This is a genomic window from Ornatilinea apprima, assembly GCF_001306115.1.
Lineage (GTDB): Bacteria > Chloroflexota > Anaerolineae > Anaerolineales > Anaerolineaceae > Ornatilinea > Ornatilinea apprima.
Window position 1 is genome coordinate 71531 of sequence record NZ_LGCL01000027.1, and the last position, 17650, is coordinate 89180.

Genomic DNA, 17650 nt, shown 5'->3' on the forward strand with positions numbered 1-17650 from the left:
TCACCATTTATATTTGACATAACAGCAAAATTTCATAAAATTAAAATCACTCATCAGAGGAGAAAATATGCACATCACCCATAGTTTTTTAGGTGAAACACTCGGTTCATATAGGTGTCTATTTTTTTTTACTTCTAGAAGATTATATTGACGCACAAACCGAGTTCGTGCATAGATTAGATCTATCTCTAGAACGATTTGCCAGGAACCTTGGTCATTCTGGCGCTGTAGTAAAGCCTTTTGTAGGTGATATAGAAGCTACCAAAGCTGAAGTTTTGAGGAAAAGTTGGACTGAAAGAGAATTGCACGAAATTAGAAAAACACCTGGCTTGCTATTGATAAATGTTGACTTTGTTGTTTTTGACCCAAGAGAACATCCATGGATTTATATAAACTTAGGAGAAAGAGTACAACAGGAGGAACCATCAGTTCCGCGAATATGGATTGATCACATTTTGAATAAACTGGCCGAGTCAGCAAATAATACAGAAAAAGACATCTTCCAGGAGGCTAATAAAATCCTCAATGAGGTCCCTCTCTCTGATGTTGCAGCGATATTTGAAGTGAAACCGGGAGTTTTTGGGTTTAGCATAGACCTTTTAAAGGGTGGGAAGCTTCTTACGACCCTATTTGAACGTATGAGCTCAAAACACCAATAATGATTTAGATATTTCTCTCTGAACAAATTAAGATCAACTCTCTTCACGTTATACAAATTAATGCAGTTGTCATATGTTTAGGGAAGTCTCCACACCAACGACTGGTGTGGAGACCCCCAATTTATTACCGAATGTTATTATGAGTCAATGTGCATTGGCATCAACACATACCGGTACGCGTCCTGCTCTTCCCCTGTCGGGGATGCTACGCAACCAGCAGGGCGGATCATCGCCGGCGTGTTGTGCGCGTTCGTCTCGATCACCACGCGTTTCGTGGAAATCGCTTCTAAGGCGTCTTGCAAGAACTTCACGTTGAACGCGATTTCCAACTCCTGTCCTTCCACGGTTGCATCTAGCTCGATTTCGCTCTCGCCGGTTTCCGCTGAAGCAGCCAGCAGTTTGACCTTGCCGCTCTGATCCGTGCCCGGCTGCAGGTGGAAGCGAACCACGTTGCTCCCTTCCCTGGCGATGATCCCGGCCTGCTTGCAGGCTTTCAGCAGCTCGCCCGCATCCACAATCGTGCGGGTCTTGTAACCTTTGGGGATGATCACCTGGTAATCGGGGAACTTTCCGTCGATCAGTTGGGAAACGATCTGCACGCGACGGCTGTCGTCCAGGCGCAGCACCACCTGGCTGCCGGCAGAGGGCAGGTACAGCGTGACCGTGCTGGCTTTTGTCGCGCTTAGGATACGCAGAACTTCTTTCAGCACAGAGGCCGGAATGATCAACTGCTTTTTCTCAAGTGAAAGCGCGACTTCCGTTTTGTGCAGTGCCAGGCGAAAACCATCTGTTGCCGCCAACGAAATCGTCTTTCCCTCCATCTGGAGCAGAACCCCGGTCAGCACCGGACGGCTTTCATCCACCGAAGCGGCAAATGCTACCGCGCGGATCATCTCCTTGAGAGTCGCTGCGTCGATCGGAATGCCGCCAGAAGTATCAAACTCCGGCATTTTGGGAAATTCCTCTGCTTCCATCCCCTTGACCACGCCTTTGTAGGTGCCGCACTTCAACGCAGCCTCCGGCTTCCCGTTCACGGAGAAGGTCACTTCCGGTTCGGTGAACGAATTAACCACGTCGGTGAGCGTTTTCGCCGGCAGGGTCAGCCCGACATCGCCATCCATCTTGGCATCCATCCACACGCTAACGCCTATGGTCAGATCCGTGGCTGAAAGGCGCAGCTGGCTCTCCTCCTTGCTGATCAAGATGTTTCCGAGAACGGGCAGGTGCGTGTGAGATGCAATCGCCCGCCCGACAATCGCCAGGCTTTCGGCGAAGGTATTCTTCTGAACCGTCACTTTGCTTGCCATGATTCTGATCCTCCTTGTGTTTTTCCTGTCAAGTAATTACGGAATCTGCGCGTCCATCCAGGCGCGCAGCGTATCAACGGCTTTCTGATCCTCGGCCATGCGGCTCATCACCGCTTCCATGGATACATCGGCTTGTAGGTTCCTGGCCCATTCACGCAGCAGCGGCTCCAGGTCTTCCATGAAAAGCGTCACCAGTGGGTTGCGCGGCTGCTGCTCCCACTGCAAGGAAAGAATCCGCTCGGCTTCAGGCACCAGAACCACAAAGGCCTGGTGAGTGTCCAGGTCAATCAAGAGGTGGTATGTGGCAAAATCTTCCGAAGAACCGAGGTTGTAGTTGAATAGAGCGGGAGCAACAAGCGGGTGCTGAATGTAGGTGAGGTAACCCGGCCAATGGCCGGTAAAGGAAACGATCCCATCTGAAACCATCACCTCATCACCGCAGGGCTCCCACCATAATGCCAGGTAGCGGGCATGGCTTCTGCCCACCTTTGGTGTGTGGTGGTTTTGATACCCAACCGCGCGTTCGAGAATCGACGCAGGGGGTACAGGAATACGCAAACGAGACATTTGAAAATCCATATCGCTTCTCCTATGAAATTCAGATCGAAAAAGGGAACAACTCACGTTAGAACTACCGGTATATGCATTGCTCACGTTGACAGCAATGTTGCACGCTGTCTATAGACCAACCGGAGCGGTTGATCTACACGCTTGCGCCAGCATTGTCTGCAAGCCAGAAAGAAGCGTGAAACGCAGGCGCTTGCTCCCTGCGTTTCACCGTCTCTCTAGAAGTCGTCAAAACCGGCTGATGCGCCGGCATCCACCCAATAGGCTTCGTCGTCGCCCAGGCGGGTGGCATTCTCGTACATTTCGGCCAGCGGGCCTTCGTCCGGCTCGAACTCCGGCTCCCATAGCGCAGGGTTGATTTCCCGGCTGGTCACCTCCCTCGAACTACAGAGGGGGGGCATCACCCGGTCCAGAACGATTCCCCGCGAGTTCAGCGGATCCAGCTCTTTCAGATCGCGCTGGATCTTATCCGCCAGGATCAATACGGTTTCTTCCGTGAGTTGGCCAGTGGGCAGGTTGTGCGCCAGAACCGTCTGCGCGACAGCTTCGGCGATCTGTCCCCAGGTCACCGTGAAAGCAGGCGCGTCCGATGGGTAGCCGTTGTGGGCTAGCAGCTTGGCGATTTCAAAACTCAGTTCTACAGATTCGATCATCTGGTTCTCCTTGTGATTTATGAAAAGCCCAATCCTTTTTCCTTGAGCGATACCCAACGTGAAAGGCCGATCACCAGGTGGTCCAACACGGGCACATCCAGGAGTTTGCCGGCCTGCACGATGGCGCGGGTGACGCTCACATCTTCCGGACTGGGCGTTGGATCGGTTGAGGGATGATTGTGGGCGATGATGATTCCGGCGGCATTGCGCTGCAGCGCTGGTTTGAACAACTCGCCAATGCGCACCATCGATGAATTCAGGCTGCCGTGATAGATTTCCACCACATCCAGCATCCGATTGCGCGTGTCGAGTGGCATTACGATCATGTACTCCTGCTCGCGGTGCGCCAGCATGGGCATCAGGATTTGGGCAGCGTCACCAGGCGAGTGAATCGCCGGACGCTCATCTTCTGGCTGCAGCAGCTTGCGTCCTAACGCTAGAGACGCCTTGAGCCTCAGTGCGGTCTGGTTTCCTACGCCCTGCACTTTGGCAATCTCCATCACGTGCGCATGGGCGATCTTCTGAACCGTTCCATACTGCGCCAGCAGGCGTTCGGCGATTTCAATTTGAGTAGAACCGCCGATGATGACCGCCAGGAGTTCCGCCAGGCTGCACGCATCCGAGTCTTTCGCCACGCGGTAGCCAGGCTGCTCGCATACGGGCAGGTGTTTCAACCGAGGCAGGGTATAGGTTTGGGGTGTGGATTCTTGTAAGAGGTACGGTTGTTGCTCGTTCATGTCTATCTCCAGTTGGCGAGGGGACAGACATCCCCCATCGGGGGCGTTGTCCCCTCGTAGGGTTGTGATTTTTCAGGCTGTGGGGTCATACCCCGTTTCCAAAAAGGTTTTACGGTTGATTGCCTCGCACTCTTCCCAGGTCATCACCTCATCTCGCTTCACGCCGGGGTAACCGGGCGCGGGTGGGATCAACCAGGGATTTTCCGCAAGCTGCTTTTTGATTCGCTCGCATTTTGCTTCAAGGAAGTGCCGCAGCCCGCCCTTTTCGCAGCGCCAGCCCGGAGATTTTGTGTACTTGCCGTCCCAATTCCGGTCCGGATAGGTCTTTGCGCCGCAGATCGGGCAGGTTGGTATGATGGCCGGCTCAGGCGCGCGTTGACCGCCGGCTTGTAGGTACTGCCGGACAACCTCGACCGCTTCACAGAAAGGCGTATCGCAAGAGCAGGTTTTATCCTTATTGACGCGGTGGTAACGGATCGTCTCGCCCGCGCCGAAATCCACCAGGTATTGAAAGCCCTGGATGGATACCTGCGGGTAGCAGCCAACCAGGTTGACTGGCGGCGCTTCCAGCACGCGGTTCCGAGAAGCAGTCTGGTGGTTCCAGCGCCGCTCGCCCGCTTTTGCGTCACTCGATATAAGTCCTGTCTTCACACCTTGCGCCCTCCGGGGCGCGGGGTGCACAGCGTGTACGCCATCTCCAGAAACCAATCCGGCGCAGGCTCAGGCTGTACCTCTGTTTCTGGTTGCATTTCAACCGGCTGCGCCTCAATATTCTCGATATGCACGTTGCGGAGGTGATGGGTAGACCAAACTGCGGTATCATCCTGATAAGGACCGCCATGACTCATCTTCGTGAACGGCTCAAGGCCGTCCAACGCCTTCACCCAGGCCGTACCCGGCCGGGGACCTTTACCCAAAATCTCCACGGCAATGATTGCATCGCCATAGCAAGTACTGACCGTAATTTTGCCAACGATCATCTGATCCTCCTGTGAGTTAAAAAATCAAAGGGTATGCCTCCTTGCACATACCCTTTGATCCGCCTGTGTTGATTCAGTTGTTTAGAATGCTAAAAAGCGATATCGTTATCAAAGTTGCCGACAGTTTCGCCTTCCTCGCCATCTTCGCGCCCGGAAAGGAAACGCACAATTGAGGCGGCAACCTCGTAGGAAGCGCCGTGCTTGCCATTGCTTTCCCACACGCGCGGACCGCCGGTATCGGGATCCGGGGTAAGCCGGCCTTCGATGAGCACCTTGCTGCCCTTGTGCAGGAACTGGTTGCAGGTTTCCGCCTGCTTTCCCCACACCGTCACGCGGAACCAGGTGGTTTCTTTCACCGGCTGACCGCCGTTGCTTGTGTGCCGGCGGTTGGCGGCGACGGAAAGGGTGGTTACTGGCTGTTCGGTGGGGGTGTAACGCATCTCCGGCTCTTTGCCGAGATTGCCCACTAGAATCAGTGTTTGATACATATCATTCTCCTTTGTTTGAAAAACGGTTTGTTATGCAGCGACGGTGCTGGTCCGCTGCGATGCTATCCAGAAGCGCAACGAGTCCTTCGAGTCCGGCGCGCTACCAGTAGCTTTCTTGTAGGTGTCGTAGGCTTCCTGTTCGCTCACGTTGCCATTGACGCTGGTACCATCGCCATACTTACGTCCATTCGCATTTGTACTGGCCTGTGATGCGGCCGGCGAATGAGTGCTTTGCGCTGCAACAGGTGTGTTCGAGCCACCATCCCGAGACGTTTCCATGCCCGCAGTCTGGGCAATTTCCTTGTCATACAGGTCATTGCCAAACTGGCTGCCAAGTTGGCGAAAACAGCGTTTAAGGCAGTCCGTAGCCGAGCCCGCCAGTGCCATATCCAATGCTTCGGGAGTATCACCCGTGAAAATACAGCGACCGAGATCCGCATGACTATATTCCTTGCCATCCAGTTCCACGGTGACTTTTCCGGTGATGTACACCAGGCCCACCTCTTCGGTCTGAAAGTTGCCGTTGGCATCGGTGACCGGGACCTTGCGTCTTTCCTGCTGGTTCCAGGCCAGGATTTTCTTGTGCCAACGCACAATCAAAGGCTCGCTGATCAAGTCAAAAGACCAGGCAAAGCCGAAGATTGCATTGGCGCGGTCAATGACGTCATAGCCCTCCAAATATGGGACGCTGCCCATTCCGGGTGCTTGACGGCGCTTGACCCTGGACATATCCAACGGTTGGCGCAGTTCCCACAAGATGCGGTTGAAGCGTTCAGATAAGTTGTTCGAATCGGGTTGATCCATTTGCTGCTCCTTGTAATTGGCTTGAAGAACTTCGTTTTGTGCCGCCTCTGAAAGACGGACGCCCTCAATGTGCTTGCACAAAATCTGCGGCCCGCGTTGTTGATAGTCCATGCACGTACAGACCCAGGTGTCACCCTGAAGTGAGACGGCATAAGGCAGCTTTTCGCCGTTTTTAACCGTCCATTGTTGCGGCCCTGCCCGACTGATGTGAAATAGACCGGCGCGAATTGCAGATTTTGCGCGTTCCGTACGTTCCAACTGCGCTGCATTGGGATCCCCGGATCGGGGAATTAGTTCATCATTCATGATCCTCCTGTATGAAATAACTCTCGTTGAACGATCTGATCCAATACACGGCTCGCGTTGACTACTGCTCCAAACAAACGCAGAGCAGGTAACGCCAGAACTCGACGAATGGTCAATGTCTCGCATTACACGCCCTGAAACGGGTTTTGTGGACGGGCGCATTCAACGCCCGTCCATTTAGAAAATGAATCTCCTTGTTTGTTTGAACCTTTCGCCTTACGAGCAAAAGGTTGTTTGTTAAAGTGCTGGCCAAACGGACTTAAACAAAAAAGGAGGATGCACAAGCTGCTCTTCGATAAAGAGCCGTACACTTGTGATCCTCCAGGAACACCAGCTGAGCAGGGGAACTCGCTGGTGATTTCAGATGGCTACGCTTTGCCCATGCTACTCTAAGTTGATTCGGTAATTTACGGCAGGGAGGCGTAACCGGGCAAACAGGGTCAAGTAGAAACAGATTCAGGCTTCTCTTTGCGTTCCGCGTTCTTGTCGAGCACGATCAGCCGGCGGGCAACCACCTCAACCGAATTGCGCTCGATGGCGACTTGTTCCGGTTTCATATCTTTCACGTCCACCGAAATCTCGACGCCGCTGCGCTTTTGGGCTTTTTCCACGATCTCCGCCAGGTTTTCTTTGTAATCCCTGGATTGGAAGAAGCCGTGGATCCGCAAGCGCATTCCGCGCCGCATGGTGATCAACCCACTCGCTCCGCCGCAAATCCGAATGTTGATGTAATCTGCGGCATCTCGATCCGCATCGAGTGGTTTGGCGGGAAGATCCGTGTCACGAAAGACTGCCATTCGGAAGAACAGGTCTTCCATGAACTTCCACGGTTCCCGCACGACGATGCCTTCTAGCACCACATCATTAATCAAATGCACCTCCTTTTGTATTGACCGTAAAAATACAACGAGCCAGGCAATTTCCCAGTAGGTAAATGTCCGGCTCACGATTGAAATACACGAAAAGTCAAATGTATTCGGTTGTTATGATCATTATAGCGAGGAAATGGGGGATGAAAAATCGGACGGAAATGAACGATGGAAAAAGTTACCCATCAAGGACGCGAACCGCCTGATCCAAATCGCTCATACCCGGAGTAGTGTAAACCATTGTGGTATCTAAACTGGTATGGCCGAGCAGCATCGCCACTTTTTCCAGCGTCACACCAGAATTCACCAGGTTCTTGGCAAACGTATGGCGGGCCATATGTGGGGTCATTTTCTGAATTCTGGCTCTTTCTCCAATATCGGCCAGCAGCGTTTGAACGGCCCTGGATGTAATGGCTCCACGCTGTGTAGTGAAGACTTTTTGTAGCGTGGATTCTGGGCGAACATCGAGCCAGGCTTTGAGGGCTTTTCGAGCTGTGTTGTTAAGTGGAATTACCCTTTGCTTCGTACCTTTGCCAGCCCGCACTAGCAGTTCTCCCTTTCGATCCGTCATCGTAATATCCGACAGCTCTAAATCGATCAGTTCGCTCACCCGCAGACCTGTATTCAGTAAAGTCACCAGAATACAGTGATCCCGAATTGCCTGGCGTTTGGCCGGTTCCGTTCTGGCGGTCTGAACGTGCCGTTCCGCTTCGCGCAGCACAGCTGCTTGCTCTCTACGATCCAGCCACTTGGGCGCGTGTTTCTGCTGAGCAATACTTTTGATGCCCTCGACTGGATTGTATGGAATGCCACTACAAGTCTTCGCCCAAAGACCATAGGCGCGCAAGACCGCCAGGTGGCGGTTGATGGTGGATGCCTTCGCCTTGCGCACATTCAGCAGGAATTGCCGGTACTCGCGAACATCGGTGGGGGTCAGATTATCAGGCGTAAGCGAATACCCGTTGGTTTGCTCAAACCAGCATGCAAAGGTGTTGATGTCAATCAGATAACCGGCAATCGTTCGCTCGGATCTGCCTAGCTGGATTAAGTATTCACGGAAGGGCTCATATACATGGGGCATTTGAACCCATTATAAGGAGGCATGAAGGGATCGAAAAATCAGGGGGATTGTGCGATGAGTTTTTTGCCGGATACCAGGCTTAAAACCCGGTATTTTGCGAGGTTTTAGATATATTCTCTGCGCACAACAGTCATTGGATGAAAAAAAGCAGATTATATGGAGGAAAAGGTCTAGGATTTACGAAAAAAAAATCCCTTAATTGGTAATGACTTCTCTGGGCTCTTTTCTGGCTCCCTTAAACCAGCGCCACCCAGAGAAGTCATTATAAATAAAGTCCACACCGCTGGTAAATAGTTGTCAATCAATATCTCGGAAAATTTCAGTAACCCGTGATTAAAATATTGCCACATCTGAAACCAATTTGAAGCCTCTTTTGAAGCCACTGCGGCGTATAACATATAGTAGCACCTCTTGTCAGGGGAGAACCACAGAAGAATTTCATCATCCTTGGGGAACTGAATATGTTTACTTCTTTGCAGACGCTGAATAAGATGTTAAATCTTGTCGTTGCCGCTTCTTTGCTGGCCAATTCTTTCGTTTTTACCCAACCTGTTCAAGCGAAAACGATCGAGGATAAAATTTATCAAGAAGATGGGCCGATGAGCAGCCCGATAACCGAGAAGCTGGAAAACAGCATTACTCCTCCTTCAACTCTCCAAGATTTCTTTCTCTCAGAACACACATACGAAGCCAGCGAGACCGAAGAATTTGAACCGATAAACACTACCAAAGCGCTTGAAGCAGACAATGATTCCCCATTATCATCCATAAATTCCGGTTTCTACTTGCAAGAAACATTGCTTCAGGAAACCGAATCGATTGAGGTTTTGTTAGATTTTCGATTGACTGGTGAAGAGAATCCATCGGTGATTCTTACTTGGGAAATTCAGGGTTATAAAGATGCCAAGATAATATCTGATCACTATCTTGATTTTAAATTTTCACAACCAATTTTAACCGACAACAAAAATCTCCAATTTGATGAAAAAATGGGTATATGGACTCTGCCTGCAGATTCTACCAAGGGAGATTTTGAATTTCGAACTCAGGAAAAACCTGCTGATGCTTTTATTGTTCAGGTAACCCTGAGAGTGAAAGACCATGAAATCGCTCAGGGAGAATACAAATTTAATTTGATCAGTGATGCCAGCGAATTTAAACCGTCGAAAGTTGGCAAAGAGGGTGGTCAAATCTCAGGATTGGATGGATTAATTGAAGTTGAGTTCCCGGATGGCGCGCTTTCTGAATCTGTGGATGTTTGGATTAAGAATGTGCAACCAGAGAAAAAGTATTCCAGTACGCTTTTTAGCCAACCATTTGAGATCATCGCTGAAAACGAATTAAAGCATGATGTTTCAAAATTTAATAAAGATATCACCATTAAAGTTGCTTACTATGATAGTTACCTCTTGCAATATGAAGAAGGGTTGACCCTATTCTTCTATAACGAAGAGACCCAGCAATGGGAGCCATTGCCCAGTTGGGTTGACAAAGAAAATAACATTCTGTACGCCAAAAGCAGCCACTTAACCGATTTCAGTTATGACATTGTTGAATGGGAACCCTCCTGGAAACCATCAATAAATGGGTTTCAGAACTCGCTCTTTACGGGTGCGGCAACATATTCCCACCCGTTGACTTTGCCTGCCGCTCCGGGTGGACTGACGCCCACATTGAATCTGTCGTACAACAGCCAGGTCGTGGACGAGGCTTCCATCATTACCCAGGGCAGCTGGGTGGGGATGGGCTGGTCCTTGGAGACGGGATCGATCACTCGTAATATTAATGGTACTCAATTAGAACTGAGTGATGACACTTTTACCTTGACGATTGGTGACTTTTCCAGTTTGCTAATCCCGGGCGCAGATGGTTATTATCACACCCAAGCGGAAAGTTTTTGGAGGATTAAACGAATTGACCCTGAAGATAATGATGGCGGTTCCTGGATCGTTTGGGACAAAACCGGAAACAAGTACTCATTTGGAACCATTTCGCCGGATAGTATGGATTATCGCGCACAGTACCCCAGATATGGCTCTAGTTGTAATGATCGATATAAGGACCACGTGACTTGGAATTGGCCATTGACAGAAGTGAAGAATCAGTACTCTGAACAAGTCATTCGTTATACATATTTTCTTGATTCAAAAGATATTGAAATGGAATGTGACAACCAGTGGCGAAAGTATGAGATCGCTGTTTATCCTGAGTCGATTATTTACCCTGGTGGGCGGTATCGGGTTTGGTTTGAGAGAGATGCGAACCGGCGCACCGATGTTGAAAACTTCTGGGATAACCGAAATATTCGAAGGCAATTCTTACGGTACCGCCTTAATGAGATACGCATTCAACACGATTCTAATTTGGATGGGCTGTTCGATGAGATCATCCGCAAATATGTGTTGACCTACGAAAGCAATCCGAGTGAAGTGATTTTTCCCGGGGTTACCTGGACTGCCGGTGGAAAAACGCTGACGTTAAAAAGCATTCAGGAGTTTGGAAAGAATAACGCGGCCTTACCCGCGACCACCTTTGATTATGATGAAATGCATTTGACCACTGCCGAAAATGGTTACGGCGGCCGGGTTGAATTTCAATATGAAACTGAGCCCTGGCATTCACCTTCTGCGGGAGTGTCACATGGGTTTCGGGATGAAACTGCCAAGCATTGTACTGTTGGGGGCAGCCAAGAAACCGTTGGTCCTTGGAATAGAATCCGCGGCAAGCTGGAATGTATGGGGTACAACATCAATATTAAAGATGAGCCGCATACATCCAATGTTGGTGAGGCCTATATCAAGCTTCCAAAGAGCCTGATTTATCCGGGTGGTAAATATCAGGTTTTTTCGGACTATCAGCACACCATTACTGTTGGTATCGGGAATTCAACTCAGAAGTGGTATTCCGATAATCCTGGCCCTGAAAACGGCAATCAGATCTCTCAAATCTCGCGCTACTTCTTGCTTCCCAAGAATTATGCCAATCAAAACTTGTGGGGCCTGGTTTTGTGTGAAGGCTGCCTTGTCGGTGGGATGATTGGTGAAGATGTTTTTTTGAAATATGAAGTCAATCATTTACTGACCAGATACAGGGTTACCCAAAAATCAATCAAAGACACATTAACCAATGAGACCTCAGAGTTTAGCTATAGTTATGCTTCAGAAAAAACCAACACTAGAGCCGCTGGAGCAACTTGCCCGGCTTACGATACAGAGAAAACGGACGCCTGTTATTTTGAGCAAAACAGCCAGTTCCTTGGCAACGGGAAAGTAGTTGAAACCGGGCCGAATAACCTGGTTACCATTACGCGCTTTCTGCAAAGCGAAGGTCTGCTTGGCAAGATAAGCAGTGTTGAAACTCGCGCAGGCAGTGAAAACGGAACATTAATACAATCGACTCATTATTTATACGAAAGCTCTGAAATTCCCACCAGCACAGATTCTTCGTTCTTTCCGCACAGGGATGAAGAAGGGCTTTTCACGGATATGCATATTTATTGGGCCAGGGTATATTCAGAAGAGACACGCACCTATGACAACCAGGGATACAACTATATCGCAGTAAGAAAACAATATGAGTATGATCCCAATGATCAGAACCCCTCAAATCCGGAAGGAGTTCAATATGGGAATGTGACTAGGGTTACATCGTATTCATCAATGTACGGTTATGACTGGAAGGGCTTAAACACCGTCAGGACACGCTACTACCCGACCGTCAATAACGATGTGTATTTGGTGGGGCTTCCCGCGATTGAAGGTGTTTATGGTTGCAATGGCAGTGTTTGTAATGTGGGCTACACCAGCCAATTATCTTCTACCTGGTATCTCTATGATGGCAATACCGTTTATTCTCAACCGCTTTCTACTGGCAAGCTAACCGGGCTGAGAACTTTATTGCGCTATGACGGGGCGGACGGAACAAATCCGGTTTTTCGAGATGAAAGGTATGGGTATGATGCCTGGGGAAACCGAAATTCAGTGACGGTGTACCGCGGAGAAGGCAGCGCCAGTTCACCCGCTGCCGGTACAGAGCAGACCACCACCACCTGCTACGGCGCGTTTGGCGGCACCCCTGCCGCGCCGCAATGCGTTGACGACACCTACCACACTTACCCGGGCTGGCAAATGAATGCTGCCGGGCAGTTAACAAGATGGAATTATGACAAGTCTTTGGGCGTCCCGGTCAGCGAGACTGACCCGAACGGCGTTATCACCACAGCCAGTTATGACAATTTTGGCCGCCTGACCAGCATCGTCCGCCCACCAGACACCACGGCCTCGCCCTCGTTTTCGGTGGCTTATCACGACACTTCTCCTTATTGGGTTGAACTGCAGCAAAAGGTCAACGATGTGAATATCACGACCATGCAGAAATTCTACAACGGCCTTGGGCAGTTGATCCAAATCAAGTCCGATTTCATTACCTTTTATGTTAAACCTTATCCCATAACGCGTGACATTATTGTCGACTATATCTATGACGACTATGGGCGCGTAACCCACCAATCCATGCCATATGCCGTTACCCCGGCGTCCGGCTATCACACTCCCAGCGCTCCCGCCAGCGAGTATACGGTCACCGATTATGACCTGCGGGGGCGGGTCGTTGCGGTGACGCCGCCCAATGGTGCCGGGCAAACGATCAGTTATGGAATGGCGTATCAAGGAGATTTAGGCCCCACCTTTACCATTGATTCCAGCGACGCCAACGGTCACACAACACAAACGCTGAAAGACGCCTGGGAGCGGGTGGTCAAAGTGATTCCCGAAGAGGGGTCTCCGGTCAGCTATGCTTATGACGGGCTCGGGAAGCTCGTCGCGACCACCACCGGCGTGGGGACCGTCGCCATTCAATACGACCTGGGCGGGCGCAAACTGAGCATGAATGACCCCGATATGGGCAATTGGAGCTACACCTACAACGCCCTGGGCGAACTGACTGTGCAAACCGACGCGCGCGGCTGTACATCCAACCTGGCTTATGACGCTTTGGGGCGGGTTACCTCCAAAACCTTCAGCGGCGCGGGCTACTGCGGCGATACTCCCACCGTCGCCTATTATTACGACGGCCAGGGATTCACTTTCCTGGGGCAGAGTTACGGCGGCGGAAGCTATACCACCGGCCGCCGCACCGCCATGCTGGATGGATCGGGCATGACCACGTGGAGCTACGACCAGCGCGGGCGGGTGGTGAGCGAAACCCGGCGCATCTATTCGGACACGGCCAGCACCCAGGCCGAGGCCTTCACCACCCAGTGGAGCTACAACAGCGCCGACCTGCCCGTCACCACAACGTACCCGGATGGGGAAACGCTCGCCATCGAATATGACAGGCAGGGCAAGCCGCTGACAATGGCCAACACCAATGCCTTTACCTATGTGCGCGATGTGCTGTACGACGAGGCCGGGCGCATGACCCACCTGGAGTTGGGCGACACCGGCAGCGAGGCTGTGATTCAGCGCAACTACAGCTACTACCCGTGGGACCAGAGCGTGCAAGGCGGGCGCATGAGCAGCCTGACTGGCTCCAGCATCTATGCTTCGAAAACCAGCTTGCAGAGTTTGGCGTACACCTACGACGCGGCAGGCAACCTGACGCAAATCAGCGATGAACAGGCGGACGAGACCGCCACCTTCAGCTACGACGGGCTTGACCGGCTGACCGGCATGAGCGTGCTCAACGACCTGAGCGAGACCGTGCACAGTGAAGTATTCACGTACGACGAGGCCGGGCGGATGAGCGCCAAAGGCCCCGACGCGCAGAGCCTCTCGGCCTTCAGCTACGACCCGCAGCACCCGCACGCGGTCAACGGCCTGGGCAGCAACACCTACAGCTACGATAACAACGGCAACCAGGTAACGCGCAACCTGGCCGACCTGCAGTACGAATTAAGCTACGACGCCGAAAATCACCTGGTAGACGTGGACTCCTCCCTCGCACCCAGCCCCACACCCACCGCCACCCCCACCACCACACCCACTGCCACACTCTACTCCATCTACCTGCCAATGGTCATGGTGGTTCCCAACAACGCCACACCCACCCCGACGGCCACCGCCAACCCAGCCACCCCGGCTGCGACCGCCACACCCACGCCGGAGATCACACCCACAGCCACCAGCGTGATCGCCTACCCGATGCTACCGCAGGAAGAACCGCAGACCCCCGCGGGGCGCCAGCCGCAGCAAACCCCCAAACCCGCCCCGCAGGCCACCCCGGCCCCGGAGACCGCCAACCCCTCCGCGCGGGGAGCCAACACCCACCCGCTGCAGCTTCCGCCCAACCGCCCGGCGCTGGCCCAAGACCCCACCCAAGAGCCCAGCCCCACTCCCACCGCCACCCCGGAGACTGTGCAGGCAAATTACCTCTACGACGGCGACGGCAACCTGGCGCGCGGCATCGTCAACGGCGTGGTGACCTTCTACCCTGGACGGCACTACAACCGCGAGGTGGACGGCGCAAATGTGACGGTGAAGAAATTCTACACCCTGGGCAGCAGCACCGTCGCCGTGCGCACGGTACAGGGCAGTAATGACACTCTGAATTGGATTCTGGGGGATCACCTGGGGTCGGCATCCGTCACCGCCAACGCTGATGGAAGCCTGAATAGTGAATTGAGGTATACTGCCTTTGGGGAGGTACGTTACAACAATGGTTTGACCCCCACCGACTACCGCTACACCGGGCAGTTGGAGCAGGCTTCCATAAACTTGTACTGGTACCGCTCCCGTTGGTTCGACGGCGAGCTGGCCCATTTTGTTCAAGCGGATAGCTTAATCCCTGACCCAGGAGATCCGCTGGCGTGGGATCGGTATGCGTACGTTGAAAATAACTCTTTAAATTACACCGATCCTTCTGGTCATGATGCTTGGTGGTGTCATGGTGCAGCCTGTCAAGCTGAGCATTATGCAAAATTAGGGTATGGGAACCTTAGTTCAGTTTATAAGATAAAATTTACTGGAAAATGGGCAGACGAGCAAAAGAATGAGATCTTGACCGGTTTTTCAAGAATAGTAAGGCGAATTGATGATCTTACTTACAAACATGGTGTGGACGGTATTGATTCATTTATAGAAACTTTTGATGAAATCGAATATTATATGGATCAAAGTGGAGATGAACCTTATTGCACTCGTTTGTCAAGTGGTAGCGGAGTTGGATGCTTTGGAGGATATACCAATAGAAGAAATGTAGCTCATGAACTCGGTCATGTTTTTAGTGCAAACGAAAATAATTATGCCAATGAAACTTTTGGCATAATCGGTATTTATGATAAGAATGGAAATTGGGTGACAGGTATACACAATGAGAATGGTATTTGGGAGAGAGGATTCCTGGGTTATAAAGACGATGAATATCCATGGGTTCATCATGGCAATGATTGGGGCGATTGGACTACTTACACACCTGATGAAGAGTTTGCTGATATGTTTATGAACTGGGCTTGGGAATCTTTCGACAAATATAGGAATCCTGAAGCTGGAAATGCGCGAATGGATTGGATGAATGCCAACCTTGTAGAGATTTTTACAGGCAAGTAGTCAAGGAAAGAGAAACAGTTATGCAATCAAAAAAACATGCTAATTGGACACATTTACTACTCCTGGTTCTTTGTTGTAGCTTGTCGGCGTGCAGACCTGAGACGCAAACCACCATCCCCGATCCGACACCCGCTCAGGTTGTTGAGATAATAACTCCAATCGCAACCGTGGAACAAATTAGAACACCAACCATTGAGATTGAAGGAACAAGCACAAGTCTACCAGAGGTGGTAACGACTCTGGAACCGACACTTACCCGCCTGCAAAGAGATCAGCGCATACAACAATTGATGCAAGGTGACCCAAATTGCAGACTTCCTTGTTGGTGGGGGATAGAACCGGGAACAACCACCTGGGTAGACGCAGAAAAATATTTATTGCAAATGGGGTTTAACCCCTCGTTTACGAGACAGTCGGAAGACCTTATTCACCACGAAGTTAATTTTAATTTGGATTCAATGAGTGAAACCACGATTAATTCGGTTGGATTTAAGGAGAAAGAGGGTCAAGTTACAAGTATAAATGTCCAAGCTGCTTCGGGTCGGGATCCCGAACAAATCTTGGTCTTGTGGAATCACTTTTCTCCTGAAAAAATCCTGCAGCAATATGGAAAGCCAAGTAGGATATGGGTTCAAAGCACTACTTATGGACGAGGGGATTTTGTTGCTTATCATTTATGGTCATTCTATGATTCGCAAGGATTTCTCATTATTTATACAGGAATTATCGCGCGAAAAGAAATTTATACGATCTGTCCTTCATTTACCCAGCTTGATAAACATACCGATATAAATATTGTGCTTTCTTCGCCTGATGAATCGATCCCGCTAGAATCATTATCTGGTTTATATGACTGGGTTTCTAAACCCTTTATAAAGTCGATTGAAGAGGCAACAAGTTATGATATCGATTCATTTTATAAGGCTTATTTGGAAAAAGGTAGTTCGTTTTGTTTTGAAACCCCCAGTGAGATTTGGTCTGCGTCTATGGTGGACCCATAAAACTGGACACAAAAACAGGAATAATTAAGGAGGCATCCATCATTGATTGTGATGACAGCCAAGTAGCTACGAATTTTGTAGGCGTCAGGTAACCCAACTATAAGTGTATCCGATTCTAATTATAAACACATCCTCAATGAAACGGCTAATTTGAATGTTTGAATCGGCAAAACCTGTGTAATCGGACAACACCTCCTCATATTTATTTTTCGTATTGCAAATTTCTTCTCCTCTGTCTCTCCGCGCCACCCCGGAGACCGGGCAAGCCAGCTACCTCTACGACGGCGACGGCAACCTGGCGCGCGGCATCGTCAACGGGGTGGTGACCTTCTACCCCGGACGGCACTACAACCGCGCAGTGGACGGCGCAAATGTGACTGTCAAAAAGTTCTACACCCTGGGCAGCACCACCGTCGCCGTGCGCACGGTACAGGGCAGTACTGACACTCTGAATTGGATTCTCAGTGATTGTCATTGAACGCCCTATAATGTACCAGTGACATTCAGCAAAGATGTACCAGCGATAATCACCAACACTACGCCACAGATATTCAGCAACGATGTACCAGAGATCTTCAGCAACACTACGCCACTTTCAGACATGGTCAAAATCGATTAACCTACTGGCATACGGAAACGAAGCCAGGAGGAACC

15 protein-coding genes are annotated in these 17650 nt (G+C 50.8%); 4 read left to right on the forward strand and 11 right to left on the reverse strand.

The features are described from left to right. The first annotated feature begins 92 nt into the window (after positions 1-92). On the forward strand, positions 93-659 hold the full coding sequence (locus tag ADN00_RS13025; RefSeq protein ID WP_075063429.1) for a hypothetical protein: 567 nt from the start codon (positions 93-95) through the stop codon (positions 657-659). A gap of 137 nt (positions 660-796) precedes the next feature. Here the strand turns inward: ADN00_RS13025 and dnaN are convergent, their stop codons facing one another. From dnaN to ADN00_RS20020, 11 genes are all read right to left on the reverse strand, one after another. Then, complete coding sequence (gene dnaN / locus ADN00_RS13030; RefSeq protein ID WP_075063430.1) at positions 797-1966, reverse strand: DNA polymerase III subunit beta; 1170 nt, start codon at positions 1964-1966, stop codon at positions 797-799. A gap of 36 nt (positions 1967-2002) precedes the next feature. Continuing rightward, complete coding sequence (locus ADN00_RS13035) at positions 2003-2545, reverse strand: hypothetical protein (protein WP_075063431.1); 543 nt, start codon at positions 2543-2545, stop codon at positions 2003-2005. Between the two features lie 206 nt (positions 2546-2751). After that, the gene (locus ADN00_RS13040; RefSeq protein WP_075063432.1) at positions 2752-3186 is read right to left on the reverse strand and encodes a hypothetical protein; all 435 of its coding nucleotides are present in this window, start codon (positions 3184-3186) and stop codon (positions 2752-2754) included. Positions 3187-3203: 17 nt separating this feature from the next. Continuing rightward, on the reverse strand, positions 3204-3923 hold the full coding sequence (gene radC / locus ADN00_RS13045; RefSeq protein ID WP_075063433.1) for a RadC family protein: 720 nt from the start codon (positions 3921-3923) through the stop codon (positions 3204-3206). Between the two features lie 72 nt (positions 3924-3995). Next, on the reverse strand, positions 3996-4574 hold the full coding sequence (locus tag ADN00_RS13050) for a hypothetical protein (RefSeq protein WP_075063434.1): 579 nt from the start codon (positions 4572-4574) through the stop codon (positions 3996-3998). After that, a complete protein-coding gene (locus ADN00_RS13055) occupies positions 4571-4903 on the reverse strand; it encodes a hypothetical protein (RefSeq protein WP_075063435.1) in 333 nt (110 codons plus the stop codon). The genes ADN00_RS13050 and ADN00_RS13055 overlap by 4 nt, the downstream gene beginning before the upstream one ends. A gap of 89 nt (positions 4904-4992) precedes the next feature. Then, positions 4993-5391 (reverse strand): single-stranded DNA-binding protein, encoded by a 399-nt coding sequence (locus tag ADN00_RS13060; RefSeq protein WP_075063436.1) that lies wholly within the window; start codon positions 5389-5391, stop codon positions 4993-4995. A gap of 30 nt (positions 5392-5421) precedes the next feature. Next, positions 5422-6501, reverse strand: a complete 1080-nt coding sequence (locus tag ADN00_RS13065) for a Rad52/Rad22 family DNA repair protein (protein ID WP_075063437.1) — start codon at positions 6499-6501, stop codon at positions 5422-5424. 440 nt (positions 6502-6941) lie between these two features. Continuing rightward, on the reverse strand, positions 6942-7373 hold the full coding sequence (locus ADN00_RS13070; protein ID WP_075063438.1) for an alpha-crystallin domain-containing protein: 432 nt from the start codon (positions 7371-7373) through the stop codon (positions 6942-6944). A 175-nt stretch (positions 7374-7548) separates the two neighbouring features. Beyond that, positions 7549-8451, reverse strand: coding sequence for a tyrosine-type recombinase/integrase (locus ADN00_RS13075; protein ID WP_075063439.1), 903 nt, complete (start codon positions 8449-8451; stop codon positions 7549-7551). A gap of 1591 nt (positions 8452-10042) precedes the next feature. Next, positions 10043-10225: a hypothetical protein gene (locus ADN00_RS20020; RefSeq protein WP_160317526.1), complete on the reverse strand. Its 183-nt coding sequence runs from the start codon at positions 10223-10225 to the stop codon at positions 10043-10045. Between the two features lie 385 nt (positions 10226-10610). Here ADN00_RS20020 and ADN00_RS20430 point away from each other — a divergent pair, with 385 nt between their 5' ends. The 3 genes from ADN00_RS20430 to ADN00_RS13095 all read left to right on the forward strand — a co-directional run bounded on the left by ADN00_RS20430 (position 10611) and on the right by ADN00_RS13095 (position 17474). Then, positions 10611-15995 (forward strand): RHS repeat-associated core domain-containing protein, encoded by a 5385-nt coding sequence (locus tag ADN00_RS20430; RefSeq protein WP_160317527.1) that lies wholly within the window; start codon positions 10611-10613, stop codon positions 15993-15995. A gap of 20 nt (positions 15996-16015) precedes the next feature. After that, a complete protein-coding gene (locus ADN00_RS19840; protein ID WP_152966349.1) occupies positions 16016-16996 on the forward strand; it encodes a hypothetical protein in 981 nt (326 codons plus the stop codon). Positions 16997-17210: 214 nt separating this feature from the next. Then, positions 17211-17474 (forward strand): hypothetical protein, encoded by a 264-nt coding sequence (locus ADN00_RS13095; RefSeq protein WP_075063443.1) that lies wholly within the window; start codon positions 17211-17213, stop codon positions 17472-17474. Positions 17475-17650 lie beyond the last annotated feature (176 nt).

Bases quoted from the DNA above. Each gene is read 5' to 3' on its own strand.
- ADN00_RS13060 (WP_075063436.1), bottom strand. From the start codon at position 5,391: ATGTATCAAACACTGATTCTAGTGGGCAATCTCGGCAAAGAGCCGGAG.
- ADN00_RS13065 (WP_075063437.1), bottom strand. From the start codon at position 6,501: ATGAATGATGAACTAATTCCCCGATCCGGGGATCCCAATGCAGCGCAG.
- dnaN (WP_075063430.1), bottom strand. From the start codon at position 1,966: ATGGCAAGCAAAGTGACGGTTCAGAAGAATACCTTCGCCGAAAGCCTG.
- radC (WP_075063433.1), bottom strand. From the start codon at position 3,923: ATGAACGAGCAACAACCGTACCTCTTACAAGAATCCACACCCCAAACC.
- ADN00_RS19840 (WP_152966349.1), top strand. From the start codon at position 16,016: ATGCAATCAAAAAAACATGCTAATTGGACACATTTACTACTCCTGGTT.
- ADN00_RS13035 (WP_075063431.1), bottom strand. From the start codon at position 2,545: ATGGATTTTCAAATGTCTCGTTTGCGTATTCCTGTACCCCCTGCGTCG.
- ADN00_RS13055 (WP_075063435.1), bottom strand. From the start codon at position 4,903: ATGATCGTTGGCAAAATTACGGTCAGTACTTGCTATGGCGATGCAATC.
- ADN00_RS13075 (WP_075063439.1), bottom strand. From the start codon at position 8,451: ATGCCCCATGTATATGAGCCCTTCCGTGAATACTTAATCCAGCTAGGC.
- ADN00_RS13040 (WP_075063432.1), bottom strand. From the start codon at position 3,186: ATGATCGAATCTGTAGAACTGAGTTTTGAAATCGCCAAGCTGCTAGCC.
- ADN00_RS20430 (WP_160317527.1), top strand. From the start codon at position 10,611: ATGGAATGTGACAACCAGTGGCGAAAGTATGAGATCGCTGTTTATCCT.